The organism is Sedimentibacter sp. (assembly GCF_038562225.1).
GTDB lineage: Bacteria > Bacillota > Clostridia > Tissierellales > Sedimentibacteraceae > Sedimentibacter.
Genome location: NZ_JBCFAS010000001.1, coordinates 327123 through 342091 on the forward strand (window position 1 = coordinate 327123; position 14969 = coordinate 342091).

A 14969-nucleotide genomic window follows, 5' to 3' on the forward strand; every position below is an offset into this window, starting at 1 on the left:
GAATGATTATGAGAGAAAAAACGCTGCTTATTTTATTGATTGTCATGTTGCTGGCTGCGGCCTGTTCAAGCCAGACTATTGCCCCTCCGGTATCCGGGGAAACGGAAAATAAATCCGAATCTACAGAGCCTGAGATACCTCAGGAAGACCCTGAAAAACAGGAAGCGGAGGATAATTCTAGAAAAGTCATATCTCCTCTGGACGGTTTAAAATACTATCCCGAAGAACTTTCCAAACGGCCGGTGGCTGTTTCCATAGACAATCATCCGTCAGCCAGATGGCAAGCAGGACTGAGCCAGGCTGAAATAGTGTATGAGTTTGAGGTTGAGCATCCATATACAAGGTATCTGTGCATATTCCTTGCAAAGGAGCCGGAAATGGTGGGACCTGTCCGAAGTGCCAGACCTTACATCATTTACTATGCCCTTGAAAATGACGGAATTTTTGTTCATGTAGGAGGAAGCCAGGATGCCTTCAACGAAATTGCAGCTCTTGCTGTGCCAGACATAGACGGTCTGTATTCAGGTGCTATGCAAAGATATTATGATACAGGAAAAGTTGCTCCCCACAACATGTACACCACGCTAAAAGCAATAAGAAGCGAAGCAGAGTCACGAGGATACCGGACGGAAGGCAGTTTTGAAGGGTATAAGTTCAATGAAGAGACCAAGAAACTTTCTGACGTATTCCAAAGCTTTACATACGCAAAAAAAATAAGCATCACATACAACAGGGACAATAGCACTGACTACGAATATGACAGCAGCTCAGGTACATACAAAAGGTTCAAGGACGGCGAGATGCACATAGATGAGCTTGATGACAAACAGCTTTGTGCGAAGAACATCATTGTGATAGAAACATCCAAAAGTGTTCTTGACAACGCAGGAAGGCTGTATCTTGGAAACGTGGGCGAAGGAAAGGGTTTTTACATGACTGAAGGGCAATCGACTCAAATCACTTGGAAGAAAGCATCAAAAACGTCAAGAACCAGATTTTACGCAAATGGTAATGAAATACTTCTTAATCCCGGCAACACTTGGATTCAGGTTGTAAGCAACATAAACAGCGTAAGCGTGTCTGCCGAATAATAAGCAATTAAGGTGGAAAATATGGAAGACAAACTATTGATAAAAATAGCCATGGAAGCAAGAGAAAAATCATACAGCCCGTACTCCAACTTTAAGGTTGGCGCGGCAGTTTACACAAAAAGCGGCAAGATATTTACCGGCTGCAACATTGAATCAGCGTCGTACACGCCCACAATCTGCGCCGAAAGGGTAGCTATTGCCAAAAGCGTGTCGGAAGGATACAAAGACATCGAAAAAATAGCAGTGGTAGGAAGCGACAAAAAAATCTCATTTCCATGCGGGGTGTGCAGGCAGATGATACGCGAGTTTGGAAGTGACGTTAAGATAATATGCGCCAAGAGCATTGACTCTTACGAGGTTCACACATTGGAGGAACTTCTGCCCAACAGCTTTGGGCCGGAAGATTTGGATTAACAGAAGAGAGGAAAATATGTTTAAATCAGGATTCGTTACAATAATAGGAAGACCAAACGTAGGCAAATCTACATTGATGAACACAATGATAGGTGAAAAGATATCCATAATGTCAGATAAGCCCCAGACTACAAGAAACAAAATAAGGACTGTGTACACAGACGACGAGGCACAGATAATATTTCTTGACACCCCCGGCATCCATAAACCTAAAAATCAACTGGGAGAATTCATGAATGAAGAGGTTGACTCTGCACTTGAAGAAATGGATGTACTCATAATGCTCACAGACGAGTTCAACAAGGTTGGCCCCGGAGATGAGTTCATAATGGAAAAAATAAAGGGAGTTAAAGGCAAAAAGATACTTATACTAAACAAGATAGACATGTTCGACCAGGAAGCTGCCATGCGCATGGCAAAGGAATTTGACAAGTACAAGGTGTTTGACGATATAATGCCCATGTCCGCGCTGAAAAATGTGGGCGTGGATTCACTAGTGCAGCTCATTAAGAAGTGCCTGAAGCCCGGACCCATGTACTTCCCCAACGACTACATCACAGACAGACCGGAACGTTTCGTTGTGGCAGAAATAATCAGGGAAAAGGCGCTCATGTACCTGCAGGATGAAGTTCCCCACGGCATAGCCATAGAGATTGAAGAAATGAAGGAAAGAAAAAACAGAAACCTCGTGGATATCAGAGCCAGCATTCTTTGCGAGAAGAAATCTCACAAGAGCATCATAATAGGTAAGGAAGGAAGAAAAATAAAAGGAATAGGCAAAAGTGCCAGAGAAGACATCGAAAAACTTCTGGGAAGTCAGGTCAATCTGCAGCTGTTTGTAAAAATATCCGAAAACTGGCGTGACAACAATTATCTTTTGAAAAGCCTCGGATACAACCAGAAATGATAACCGAAGACATTCTCGTTATCAAGGAAGTAAGCTATAAGGAAAATGACAAGATACTTCATGCCATCTCAAGGAACATGGGAAAAATTCAGCTCATTTCCAAGGGCGCGAAGAAGCCGAATTCACACCTTGTCAATGTGTCGCAGGTTTTTGCCCATGCGAGATGCTCTCTGACAATTTCAAGAGACATGTATATAATAACGTCCGCAGAACTTATTGACAACTTCTACGGGCTTAAAAACAGCATGGATGCTTATTTTAATGCAAGCTACATATTGGAGCTCATCGGTTATGTTGCTCAGGAGAACGAGTATGACAGAAAAATATTTGATATGACTGTATCGGTTTTAAAATTCTTAGAAGACTGTCCGCAAAATTATGAGAAACTTGTATCCGCATACGAACTTAAACTGGTTTCAATGCTGGGGTACAAGCCTGATTTTGGACAATGCATTTCCTGCGGAAGGCAAATCAGAGAAGATGCGCTGTTTTCAATTAAGGAAGGCGGTTTGCTGTGCAGCGGCTGCGTAAAATATGGAAACGGAATAAATGTCACATATGGTGAAATACTAACTTTGGAAAGAATTTTGAAGACAAAATTTGAAAATATAGGCTCAGTGGAAGTTAATCCCCGAATAAGGAATTTGATCCGTGACTATTTGTACTACTACATCGGCAAGGATCATTTCACTACATTGAAGCTCATTTAAAAGGAAGGGTAGCTATGGAAAATGACAATTTACAAAAAATCGACGAGATCCTGAAACGCACCAATACTGATTATTCAACTGCAAAGCAGGCTCTTGAGGATGCAGAAGGCGATGTGCTGGAAGCAATAATACTTATTGAAAACATGAACAGAAGCAAGACTTCAGGCGGCCAGAACAAGGGTGAACAGGTGATGAATCAGTTAAAGGACATCCTGACAAAAGGCAATGCCACAAAGCTCACCATCAGGAAAAACAACGAGGTTATAGTTAACCTGCCCATAACTGCAGGTCTCATCGGAGCCTTTATAGCACCGTTTTTATCAGCAGCCGGCATAACAGCAGCACTGTTGACTCAATGCTCCGTTGAAATAACACAGCAGGACGGCAAGATAATCGACCTTGGTCAAAAAATGGATCAGGGCATGGATGCTGTGAAGGATGCCATGCAGGATATGAAGGAAGGCGCTGAAAATCTAAAGGATGACATAACAAATTCGTTCAATAAAAATAATGACGAATTCTAAAAGAAAATCTTGACATAAAAACTTTAATTTGTTACATTATAGTTAATGTTGAGACTGTGATAAAGAAGAGTAGTCCATATTGATTTTTCAGAGAGCTGCGGTGGTGGAAAGCGGTATTGAGGTATGGATGAAGGGAGCTTTTGAGTCCTTTGTTTAAATTAAAGAGGACGAGGCTGTGCCTTGTCAAATAGGGTGGAACCGCGGAATTAATCTTTCGTCCCTATACGGGATGAGAGATTTTTTTGTGTCTGTTGTCCTAGGAGAAATTTATTCTAAATGGAGGAAATCATGGCAAAGAATGAAAAAAACAAGCTGGAGAAACTTGTTTCGCTGTCAAAATCAAGGGGTATAATATTCCCGGGTTCAGAAATATACGGAGGTTTAGCCAACACATGGGATTACGGTCCTTTGGGCGTTGAAATAAAAAACAACGTAAAAAGAGCCTGGTGGAAAAAATTCATTCAGGAAAGCCCGTACAATGTAGGCCTTGATGCTGCAATACTAATGAACCCCACAACATGGGTGGCTTCAGGTCACGTTGGAGGATTCAGCGATCCGCTGATGGACTGCAAGGAATGCAAGGCAAGATTCCGTGCAGACAAACTTATAGAAGATCACATGCATGAAAAGGGAGAAGTACAGGTTGTTGACGGCTGGAGCAATTCCCAGATGGAAGCATACATAATTGAAAACAAGATTGCCTGCCCGGAATGCGGTCAGTCAAACTTCACTTCCATAAGAAAATTCAACCTTATGTTTAAAACATTCCAGGGCGTTACAGAGGATTCCCAGGCCGAAATATACTTAAGACCTGAAACTGCTCAGGGTATATTTGTTAACTTCAAAAACGTGGCACGCTCCACCAGAAAAAAAATACCGTTCGGTATAGGACAAATAGGAAAGTCCTTTAGAAATGAAATAACTCCGGGAAACTTCACGTTCAGAACCAGAGAGTTTGAACAGATGGAACTTGAGTTTTTCTGCAAACCCGGTGAAGATATGGAATGGTTCTATTACTGGAAGGAATTTGCCATGAACTGGCTTTTGAGCCTTGGCATGACAAAAGAAAATGTACGTTTCAGAGACCACGAAAAAGCAGAGCTGTCACACTACAGCAACGCCACTTCAGATATAGAATACCTGTTCCCATTCGGTTGGGGAGAGCTTTGGGGAATCGCTGACCGTACGGATTTCGACCTTAAGGCTCACATAACGACCTCAGGAGAAGATTTGACATACCAGGACCCCGTAACTAACGAGAAATATGTTCCATACTGCATTGAGCCGTCGCTTGGTGCTGACCGCGTTATGCTGGCACTTCTTTTGGACGCATACAATGAGGAAATTCTTGAAGACGGAACCGACAGGGTTGTTATGAAGCTTCACCCTGCACTGGCACCATACAAGGCGGCAATATTCCCGCTGACAAAGAAATTAAACGAACAGGCAACTGAACTTTACCACAAGCTTCAGAAAAACTTCAACGTTGACTACGATGATGCGGGAAGCATTGGAAAAAGATACAGAAGGCACGATGAAATCGGTACTCCTTACTGCATAACATACGACTTTGACTCATTGGAAGACAACTCAGTGACAGTAAGAGACAGAGATACCATGGAACAGACAAGAGTAAAAATAGACGACCTGGTTGACTTCATCAACGCAAAAATAAACTTTTAGCAATTGATTTATTTATTTGGCAACATACAGGAATCTCCTGTATGTTGCATTTAAAATCAAGCGCTCATGAAAAGAGGGGATTCGTATTAAACTATCAGACAGACAAAACGTTATTATTGAAATAATAGAAAAACATCAGCCCATTACAGGTGAATCCATCGCTGAAAAGATAGGTCTTACAAGAGCAACTTTAAGGCCTGATTTGGCTGTATTGTCTATGTGCGGTTTAATTGATGCAAAACCAAAGGTAGGCTATTACATATCAGGCAAGAAAAACAACAAGGATATACTTGAAAAGCTGTCCTCAATAAAGGTTTCCGACATTAAATCACTGCCAATAAATGTAACTGAGTCAACCAGCGTCTATGACGCCATTGTTACGCTATTTTTGGAAAATGTCGGGACCCTTTTTGTTGTAGAAGATGATGCGCTGAAGGGTGTCATATCAAGAAAAGACCTTTTGAAAGCCGCCATGGGCGGAAAGGATCTTAATGTCATTCCTGTAGGCGTCATAATGACCAGGATGCCTAAAATAGTGTACTGCACTGAAGAAGACTCCATCGTAGAAGCTGCGGAAAAAATCATCGACAATGAAATTGACTGCATCCCCATTGTTATAGAACTTTCAAACGGAAAAATCAAAGCCGTGGGAAGAATATCAAAGACAAATTTAACTAAAGCATTGCTGGAAATAACCAAGTAAAGAGGTATATGCATGGATAAGATCAATATATATGCAGTTTCAGACTCCATAGGGGAAACTGCCGAGCAAGTTGCAAAAGCCGTAATAAGGCAGTTTGATATTGCGGATTTTGACATTAAAAGAGTATCATACGTAAACGACAAAGAGGCCATAGACAACTTAATAGATAAGGCCTCAAAAGAAAATTCATTCATAGTATTCACTCTGGTAGTGGAAGAACTGAGAGACTACATCACATTAAAAGCTGCGGAAAACAACATTGGTGCAGTGGATTTAATGACACCCATACTTGTTCCGCTTGTCAAGCAGCTTGGCATGTCACCGAAAAACGAACCCGGTCTTTTGAGAAAGCTTGATGAGAAATACTTTAAGAAGGTTGAAGCCGTTGAATTTGCTGTAAAGTATGACGACGGAAAAGACACGAGAGGAATTCTTCTTGCCGATGTGGTGCTGATTGGTGTTTCAAGAACATCAAAGACGCCCTTGTCAATGTACCTGGCACACAAGAACGTCAAGGTGGCAAACATTCCGCTGGTGCCGGAGGTAAGCCCGCCGGAAGAATTGAAAATGATATCGCCCAAAAAGATTATCGGTCTCACCCTTAATGTCGAAAATCTTAACAAGATTCGAAGGGAAAGGCTTAAGGCCATGGGTCTGAAGGATACGGCAAACTATGCAAACATGGAACGAATATTCCAGGAACTGGAGTATTCCGAAAAAGTGATGAAAATGCTCAAATGCAAAGTTATTGACACAACGGATAAGGCTGTTGAAGAAACGGCATCCATAATACTTGATTACATAGCTGAAAGCAATAAGCAATAGAAAGTATCTTCAATAAAATTACAGAGGGTGATGTGGTGAATATTAGGGAAAAATATGAACAATTTGAAGCTGAGCATCTGTCGGAAAGGGCTTCCAAAACCAAATTTTCAAAAGGAAGGGCTGTCGAAGAACCAAAGTGTGAAATAAGGACAGACTACCAGAGGGACCGTGACAGGATTCTGCATTCAAAGTCCTTCAGAAGGCTCAAGCATAAAACTCAGGTATTTTTGTCTCCGGAGGGAGACCACTACAGAACAAGACTCACTCACACCTTGGAAGTTTCCCAGATTTCAAGGACTATTGCCAGGAGCCTGGGATTGAATGAGGACCTTACCGAAGCCATTGCCATGGGCCATGACCTGGGGCACACTCCATTTGGACACACGGGAGAGAGAATATTGAACGAGCTTTGCATCTCCGGCTTCAAACACAACGAGCAAAGCCTCAGAGTGGTAGATTTTCTTGAAATCAGAAATGATAAGCACGGATTAAATCTTACATATGAGGTAAGGGACGGCATCTTAAACCACCCGATGGAATATAAACCTTCAACATTGGAAGGCGAGATTGTGAACCTGTCGGACAGAATAGCATACATCAACCACGACATAGACGATGCCTCGAGAGCGAACATAATTAAGCCGGGGCAGATACCAAGGCAATTCCTTGATAATCTGGGCTCCACCCACGGGCAGAGAATCAACACCATGATACTTGACGTAATAAAAAACAGTATGGATAAGGACTCGATTTCCATGAGCAGCGAAGTTGCTTACCTCACAAGGAAGTTACGTGATTTCCTGTTTGAAAACGTGTATTACAACAAGGTGGCAAAAAGCGAGGAAGAGAAAGCAACTTTCATATTAACGAAAATATATGAATACTACAGCAGAAACTTTGACAAACTTCCTAAATTTTACACCGATATTTACAAAGAAAACAACTTCACAAAAAGTGAAATAATTAAAGATTACATAGCCGGAATGACAGACAGATATGCCATGAAAATATTCGAAGACCTTTATATGCCAAAGCCTTGGAGACAATAAAATTGTAGTTGACAAGCTTATTTTGTCGTGTTATAATTTATCTTCAATGTAAACATAATGGTGATATTATGCCCTATAGATTAGATTCGGATGTAATCAGCAGAATTTTGGAACAAAACAACATTGTAGATGTAATAGAGGAATTCTTGCCCCTGAAAAAAGCAGGCGCCAACTACAATACGTGCTGCCCGTTTCACAAGGAAAAGACTCCTTCATTTATTGTGTCACCGGACAAGCAAATGTTCCACTGTTTCGGATGCGGAGAAAGCGGCGACAGCATAAGCTTTGTCACAAAGTACAAGAACTATACCTTTGTGGAAGCTGCTGAGTATCTGGCTCGCCGGGCAGGAATAGTACTTGAAGAAACAGCATCTACCAAAGACAGCATAAACAAACAGCAGTCAGACAGGCTGTACAAAATAAACAGGGACGCCGCCGCATACTATTACAGTAACCTGAAAAGATACCCTGAAGTGGCAGCATACTTAAAAAACAGGAAAATTGAAGCAAATGTAATAAAAAAGTTTGGAATTGGATATGCTAGTGACGGATGGGATAATTTGCTAAAATATCTTACATCAAAGGGCTACAATGAAGATGACATCTTAAAGGCCGGACTCATAATCCAAAACAAAACTAAAGACCGCTACTATGACAGATTCAGGAAGAGGGTCATGTTCCCGATTTTTGACATAAAGAACAGGATAATCGGTTTCGGAGGAAGGGTTCTTGACGATTCGCTTCCAAAGTATCTGAATTCTCCTGAAACACTGATTTTCAACAAGGGTTACAACATGTACGGTTTGAATATTGCAAGAGAAGCCGTCAGAGACAAAAGCTTCATTTTGGTTGAAGGCTACATGGATGTAATAAAGATGCATGTACACGGATATGATACAGCAGTAGCTGCTCTTGGTACAGCACTTACGGAAAATCAGATAAAACTTATGAAAAGGTACTCGAAAAGCTTCTATCTGGCGCTGGATTCGGACAATGCAGGGCAAAATGCCGCCATCAAGGCCATTAACCTACTGAAGAGAAACGGACTTGACGGCCGGGTGGTAATTATACCGAATGCCAAGGATCCCGATGAGTACTTAAATAAATTCGGCAAAATAAATTTCGACAAATTAATCGAAAATTCATTGGATTATTATAGCTTTTTAGAATTCCATTACAAAGAATTATTTGAAAATTCTAACAAAGTTGAATATATAAATAAATTTTTTGACAACATAGTCAATGTGGGCAGCGAAATCGAAAAGGAACTCATATTTGAAAAATTATCAGGTAAAGTAGGTGTTTCCAAAGAGTCTATAGTAAAAGAATACAATAAGAGAAGTACGAAACAAGGAACTTTTGTGAAGTCTGCAGCGCCGCCTGAACCGGCTAAGACCAGGGCGGCTGTAAAAATAACTACATCCCATGAAGAAGAGCTGATCAGACTCATCCTCATGAACAATGATTTAGCATATCAACTGAAAGAAATAGTCAATGAAGATACCTTTAAGGACTTGGAATACTATCAAATATTTAAAAGAATGTATGAATGCAAAATCAATGATCAAAGGATAGACAAGGACAGCCTGAATGAAATTATAATGGATAATGTTGATGTAAGTATTTTTGTGCAGAACGACGATGTTGATGATAATTCAGAGGCTTATTTCAAAGATTGTATGAAGAGACTTAAAATTAAGTATTATGAAAAGAAGAAAACTATATTGACCGACAGTTTAAAACAATCTGAAAACGCAGCAAATAGCAGGGAAATTATGAATGAAATTTTCAGCCTCGCTAAGAAAATTAAATCAACTAAAGAGGAGGTTAACTAACGATGAGTGAAAATAAAAATTTGACAAATATAGATGATGATGCCGAAAAAAATGCAGAAATGCTGCAGAAAATTGATTCTATAAAAAATAAACTTATTGAAAAGGGAAAGAAGAACGGCTTTATAACGTACAAGGAAGTTTTAAGATCTTTTGAGAAACTGGATATAAACCCTGAATTTATAGATGATTTTTACAAGCAGGCAGAAGACAACGATCTTGAAATACTTGGATTTCAGGACGACATGATTCTTGAAAAGGTTGATGACAACGAAGATTTAGACTTGAAGGACGATGCCGATTTTTTTGTAAGCCAGTCCGATGATGACATACTTAAAGGTGTGAACATTGACGACCCTGTAAGAATGTACCTTAAGGAAATTGGCAAGGTTCCGCTTTTGTCTGCAAACGAGGAAATCGACCTTGCAAAACGCATGCAGGAAGGCGACGAGGATGCAAAGAAAAGACTTGCCGAAGCAAACTTAAGGCTTGTTGTAAGCATTGCCAAAAGATATGTTGGCAGAGGCATGCTGTTTCTGGACCTGATTCAGGAAGGAAACCTTGGGCTTATAAAAGCTGTTGAAAAGTTTGACTACACCAAGGGATTCAAGTTCAGCACCTACGCCACCTGGTGGATTCGCCAGGCCATAACCAGAGCCATAGCAGACCAGGCAAGAACCATAAGGATTCCTGTTCACATGGTTGAAACAATAAACAAGCTCATAAGAATCAAAAGACAGCTTCTGCAGGAACTGGGTCGTGACGCAACACCTGAAGAAATTGCTCTTGAGATGGAAATGGAGCCTGACAAAGTACGTGAAATACTAAAAATAGCTCAGGAGCCGGTGTCTTTGGAAACCCCAATAGGAGAAGAGGAAGACAGCCACCTTGGGGATTTCATTCCGGATGATGAGGTTCAGGCACCATCTGATGTGGCTACGTTTACTCTTTTGAGGGAACAGCTTTCATCAGTATTGTTCACGCTCACTGACAGGGAACAGAAGGTTTTAAGGCTCAGATTCGGTCTTGATGACGGAAGAGCCAGAACTCTTGAGGAAGTTGGAAAAGAGTTCGATGTCACCAGGGAAAGAATAAGGCAGATTGAGGCAAAGGCTTTAAGGAAACTGAGACATCCAAGCCGCAGCAAAAAGCTTAAAGACTACTTAGAATAAATTGCAGAGCAATTTATACAATTAAGAATGAAGAATTAATAATTAAGAATTATGGAGCAAATGGAATGTAAACATTCCATTTGTTTTGTATTTAAATAAAAAAATCAATTAATTCTTCACTCTTAATTCTTAATTCTTAATTTTTCAAATAATAACTCGGAGGTTTTATGGACCGGTTGGAATGTATAAAATCAATGGTTTCCAGATGTGCAGCAGCTGCAGATGTGGGAACAGACCATGGATATGTGGCAGAGATGCTTTTGAATGACAACATCTGCGAAAGAGTCATAGCTACGGATTTAAACGAAGGACCGCTGAAAAGAGCTACCGAATACCTGACAGGAATAAGCTTGGATCAAAGATGCGACTTCAGGCTTGGCAGCGGCCTTACGGTTCTTGAAGAAGGCGAGGCAGATTCAATAATTATCGCAGGAATGGGCGGAGACCTTATAGCAGACATTATCGAAACTTCAAAAAATATTGCTCTGGCTGCTAAAGAGCTCATTCTTCAGCCTATGACAGCTGCAGATAAACTACGAAAATACCTGACTGAAAGCGGGTTCGTCATAGAAGACGAAAAAATTGTAAAGGAATATCATCACTACTACTTCATTATGAAAGCAGTGCCGGGACATTCAGACAAAACAGATGAAATTTACTATAAGTTCAGCCAGCATCTCATCCTAAGAAAGGATCCCCTTATGATGGAGTACCTTAAAAAAGTTATAAAAACCAATGAAAATATCATCAGCAGTATTGAAAAAACAGGAAACAGGGAATATAATGAAAAAATAAAGGAACTTCAAAATAAGAACGAAAAAATAAGGGAGCTGATGTCAAATTAAACTTGAAACGGTTATTAAGGTGCTGCAGGATGAACTGAAGCTAAAGAATCAGGAGAGCTGGGATAACAGCGGAATGCAGATTGGAAGTTTAAATAGTGACATAAAAACAGTTATGTTAACATTAGATGCGGATAAAAGAGCAGTTGCATATGCCTTGGAAAACAAAGCAGATCTAATCATATCCCACCATCCGTTTTTTTTCGGTTCAGTAAAGTCCATCGACTTTGATTCATATGACGGAAGCATAGTAAAAATGATTATTAACAGCGGCATGAACCTGTACAGTATGCATACGAGCCTTGATATGGCCGAAGAAGGAGTTACCACCGCTATTGCGCAAAAGCTCGGAATAGAAGATTATCTCGTGCTGCACAAAGTTAATGATGACGGCAGCGGATACGGAGGCTTTGGAACAGTAAAGGAAACAAATATAAGAGAATTTGCCCTCATGGTAAAAAAATCGCTTGACCTGGATTACGTGAGACTGTATGCTCCGGACGAAGACATTACGGTAAATAAGGCAGCCTTTTGCGGCGGAAGCGGCAGTGAGTTTATATTGGACGCTTTATTGCTGGAAGCAGATGTTTACATAACAGGCGACATAAAGTATCATCAGGCGCAGGATGCCTTAAAAAATAATCTTTGCATCATAGATGCCGGACATTTCGGAACGGAATGCCCTGCGCTGATTGCATTGAAAGAAGCACTTTTGAAAAACACCGATTTGAATGTACTTATATACGGCAATAACACAGTTAAAGAAATAATTATTTAGAGGTTGATGACATGAATAGCTTTGAATACTTAAGAGTTGCGGCTGCAGTACCTGTTGTGGCGGTTGCAGATACAGAGCGTAATGCTGCTGAAATAGCAGCAATTGCAAAAAAGGCTGCCGTGGAAAACAAGGCAGGGGTTATTTTGTTTCCGGAGCTTTGCATCACAGGATACACCTGCGGAGACCTTTTCAACCAGAAAGCATTAATTGACGGGGCTGAACAGTCATTAAGACAAATCCTTGATGAAACTGCAAATCTCAATGCAGTCATAGCTGTCGGAATGCCCATTAAGGCAGATAACCAGCTTTTTAACTGCGCAGTACTGATCAATAGGGGAAAGATTCTGGGAGCTGTTCCGAAGACGTACATACCCAACTACAATGAATTTTATGAAAAGAGATGGTTTGCATCTTCAGTTTCAAGAATTAGAAACAGAATCAATCTTTGCGGTCAGGAAATACCGTTCAATGAAAACATATTGTTCTGCGACAGGCTTTCTGCTCTTTGCATAGGAATTGACGTTTGCGAAGATCTTTGGGTAAACATTCCTCCAAGTTCATATCACACATTGTACGGGGCAAACCTGATACTTAACATGTCCGCAAGCAATGAAACAATTGATAAAAGCGACTATAGAAGAGATCTGGTAAGGGTTCAATCCGCCAAGTGCATAACGGCATATGCTTATGCTTCAGCAGGTCAGACTGAAAGCACAACAGACGTCGTGTTCTCGGGACATGCAATTATTGCAGAAAACGGAGCAGTACTCATGGAAGACAGATTTTCTCCAAACAGCAGCATTGCTTTGGCTGACGTGGATCTTGAAAAGCTCACAAACGACCGAATTAAATTCAATACCTACATGACTAAGAACAACAAGATTGATTACGAGCACGTATACTTTGATCTTGGATTTTCGGATAACGAAGACTTGGAAAGATATGTTGACTCAAGGCCGTTTGTTCCGTCCAACCAGGATAAAAGAGACAAACGCTGCAAGGAGATACTCAGCATTCAATCCACGGGACTCTATCAGAGAATGAGAAAAATCGCAGCTAAAAAAGCGGTTTTAGGCATCTCAGGAGGCCTTGACAGCACATTGGCACTAATAGTGACAGTTGAAGCCTTTAAAAAGCTCGGTCTGCCGCTAAGTGGTATAATTGCAGTCACAATGCCCGGCTTCGGAACAACCGACAGAACATACAACAATGCTGTTACTCTCATGAGGGAATTGGGAGTCACGCTAAAGGAAATATCTATAAAGGATGCATGTTTGCAGCATTTCAAAGACATCGGGCACGCTGAAGAAATCCATGACATAACCTATGAAAATTCACAGGCCAGGGAAAGGACACAGATTCTCATGGACCTTGCCAACAAGGAAAACGGCATTGTGGTTGGAACAGGAGACCTGTCTGAACTGGCACTGGGATGGTGTACCTACAACGGCGACCACATGTCCATGTACGGAGTGAACTCAAGCATACCAAAGACACTGGTTCGTTACATTGTCAGGTGGTATGCTGATGAGGAAACTAAAGGTGACATAAAAACAGCGCTGCTGGATGTCTGTGAAACACCGGTAAGCCCCGAGCTTCTTCCGCCTGACAAGGAAGGAAACATCGCTCAGTTTACCGAAAAAACAGTGGGCTCTTACGATCTGAACGATTTTTTCCTGTACAACATGATGCGAAACGGCTACGAGCCCGAGAAAATTTATTTTCTTGCAAAAAAAGCTTTTGACGGTGAGTTTTCTGATGAAGTAATCCTTGAAACGCTCAAAAAGTTTTATAAAAGATTTTTCACTCAGCAGTTCAAACGTTCCTGCATGCCTGACGGCGTGAAGGTTGGATCCGTTTCACTTTCACCCAGGGGTGACTGGAGGATGCCAAGCGATGCATCATACAGTCTGTGGCTTAAGAGACTGGAAAATTTAAAATAACAAATGTCAGAAATGGTTAATAATTCAATTGACAAACAACTATAAATAATGTATTATTACCTAGAGTAAATTATACAGTCGCATGCAGAAATGTATGAGGAAAGTCCGAGCTCCGAAGAGCAGGGTGCTGGGTAATACCCAGTGAGGGTGACCTCAAGGATAGTGCAACAGAAATAGACCGCCGAGCAATCGGTAAGGATGGAAAGGCGAGGTAAGAGCTCACCAGCAATTAGGCGACTAATTGGCTATGTAAACCCCACCTGGAGCAAGACCAAGAACGGACTATGGAGTGGCTGCTCGTCACAGTCCAGATGGTAGGTTGCTGGAGGCTGCCGGTAACGGCAGACGTAGATAGATGACTGTTTAATACAGAACTCGGCTTATGTATTTACTCACCAAAAAGAAATTAAACACCTGTTGATCAAATCAGCAGGTGTTTTTTTATATAATAAGAAAGTTCTCTTTCTTATTATATAAAAACGAGGAGTGCATGTCG

The 14969-nt window shown here is 41.0% G+C and carries 14 protein-coding genes, 1 other RNA gene and 1 other annotated feature; all 15 genes read left to right on the forward strand.

Annotated features, from left to right (window positions below; genetic code table 11):
• Nucleotides 1-8: 8 nt before the first annotated feature.
• On the forward strand, nt 9-1091 hold the full coding sequence (locus AAGU76_RS01555) for a DUF3048 domain-containing protein (protein WP_342483676.1): 1083 nt from the start codon (nt 9-11) through the stop codon (nt 1089-1091).
• A gap of 21 nt (nt 1092-1112) precedes the next feature.
• Nucleotides 1113-1505: a cytidine deaminase gene (gene cdd / locus AAGU76_RS01560; protein WP_342483677.1), complete on the forward strand. Its 393-nt coding sequence runs from the start codon at nt 1113-1115 to the stop codon at nt 1503-1505.
• 16 nt (nt 1506-1521) lie between these two features.
• Complete coding sequence (era, locus tag AAGU76_RS01565; protein ID WP_342483678.1) at nt 1522-2412, forward strand: GTPase Era; 891 nt, start codon at nt 1522-1524, stop codon at nt 2410-2412.
• Entirely contained in the window at nt 2409-3122 is a 714-nt protein-coding gene (recO, locus tag AAGU76_RS01570; RefSeq protein WP_342483679.1) for a DNA repair protein RecO, read from the forward strand. The genes era and recO overlap by 4 nt, the downstream gene beginning before the upstream one ends.
• 14 nt (nt 3123-3136) lie before the next feature.
• On the forward strand, nt 3137-3646 hold the full coding sequence (locus AAGU76_RS01575) for a DUF4342 domain-containing protein (RefSeq protein WP_342483680.1): 510 nt from the start codon (nt 3137-3139) through the stop codon (nt 3644-3646).
• Between the two features lie 47 nt (nt 3647-3693).
• Nucleotides 3694-3871, forward strand: a binding site (T-box leader).
• Nucleotides 3872-3934: 63 nt separating this feature from the next.
• Complete coding sequence (locus AAGU76_RS01580) at nt 3935-5329, forward strand: glycine--tRNA ligase (RefSeq protein ID WP_342483681.1); 1395 nt, start codon at nt 3935-3937, stop codon at nt 5327-5329.
• A 112-nt stretch (nt 5330-5441) separates the two neighbouring features.
• The gene (locus tag AAGU76_RS01585; RefSeq protein ID WP_342484668.1) at nt 5442-6032 is read left to right on the forward strand and encodes a helix-turn-helix transcriptional regulator; all 591 of its coding nucleotides are present in this window, start codon (nt 5442-5444) and stop codon (nt 6030-6032) included.
• A 12-nt stretch (nt 6033-6044) separates the two neighbouring features.
• Entirely contained in the window at nt 6045-6857 is an 813-nt protein-coding gene (locus AAGU76_RS01590) for a pyruvate, water dikinase regulatory protein (RefSeq protein ID WP_342483682.1), read from the forward strand.
• 35 nt (nt 6858-6892) lie between these two features.
• The gene (locus AAGU76_RS01595; protein ID WP_342484669.1) at nt 6893-7906 is read left to right on the forward strand and encodes a deoxyguanosinetriphosphate triphosphohydrolase; all 1014 of its coding nucleotides are present in this window, start codon (nt 6893-6895) and stop codon (nt 7904-7906) included.
• A 68-nt stretch (nt 7907-7974) separates the two neighbouring features.
• Entirely contained in the window at nt 7975-9741 is a 1767-nt protein-coding gene (gene dnaG / locus AAGU76_RS01600) for a DNA primase (protein ID WP_342483683.1), read from the forward strand.
• A gap of 2 nt (nt 9742-9743) precedes the next feature.
• Nucleotides 9744-10910: an RNA polymerase sigma factor RpoD gene (gene rpoD, locus AAGU76_RS01605; RefSeq protein WP_342483684.1), complete on the forward strand. Its 1167-nt coding sequence runs from the start codon at nt 9744-9746 to the stop codon at nt 10908-10910.
• Between the two features lie 167 nt (nt 10911-11077).
• Nucleotides 11078-11755 carry a class I SAM-dependent methyltransferase gene (locus tag AAGU76_RS01610; protein ID WP_342483685.1) on the forward strand — a complete coding sequence of 226 codons (678 nt, stop codon included), beginning with the start codon at nt 11078-11080 and terminating at the stop codon, nt 11753-11755.
• Nucleotides 11751-12530 (forward strand): Nif3-like dinuclear metal center hexameric protein, encoded by a 780-nt coding sequence (locus AAGU76_RS01615; RefSeq protein ID WP_342484670.1) that lies wholly within the window; start codon nt 11751-11753, stop codon nt 12528-12530. Before AAGU76_RS01610 ends, AAGU76_RS01615 begins: the two co-directional genes overlap by 5 nt.
• 11 nt (nt 12531-12541) lie before the next feature.
• Nucleotides 12542-14473 (forward strand): NAD(+) synthase, encoded by a 1932-nt coding sequence (locus AAGU76_RS01620; RefSeq protein WP_342483686.1) that lies wholly within the window; start codon nt 12542-12544, stop codon nt 14471-14473.
• 62 nt (nt 14474-14535) lie between these two features.
• An RNA gene (gene rnpB, locus AAGU76_RS01625) (RNase P RNA component class A) lies at nt 14536-14872 on the forward strand.
• Nucleotides 14873-14969: the final 97 nt, after the last annotated feature.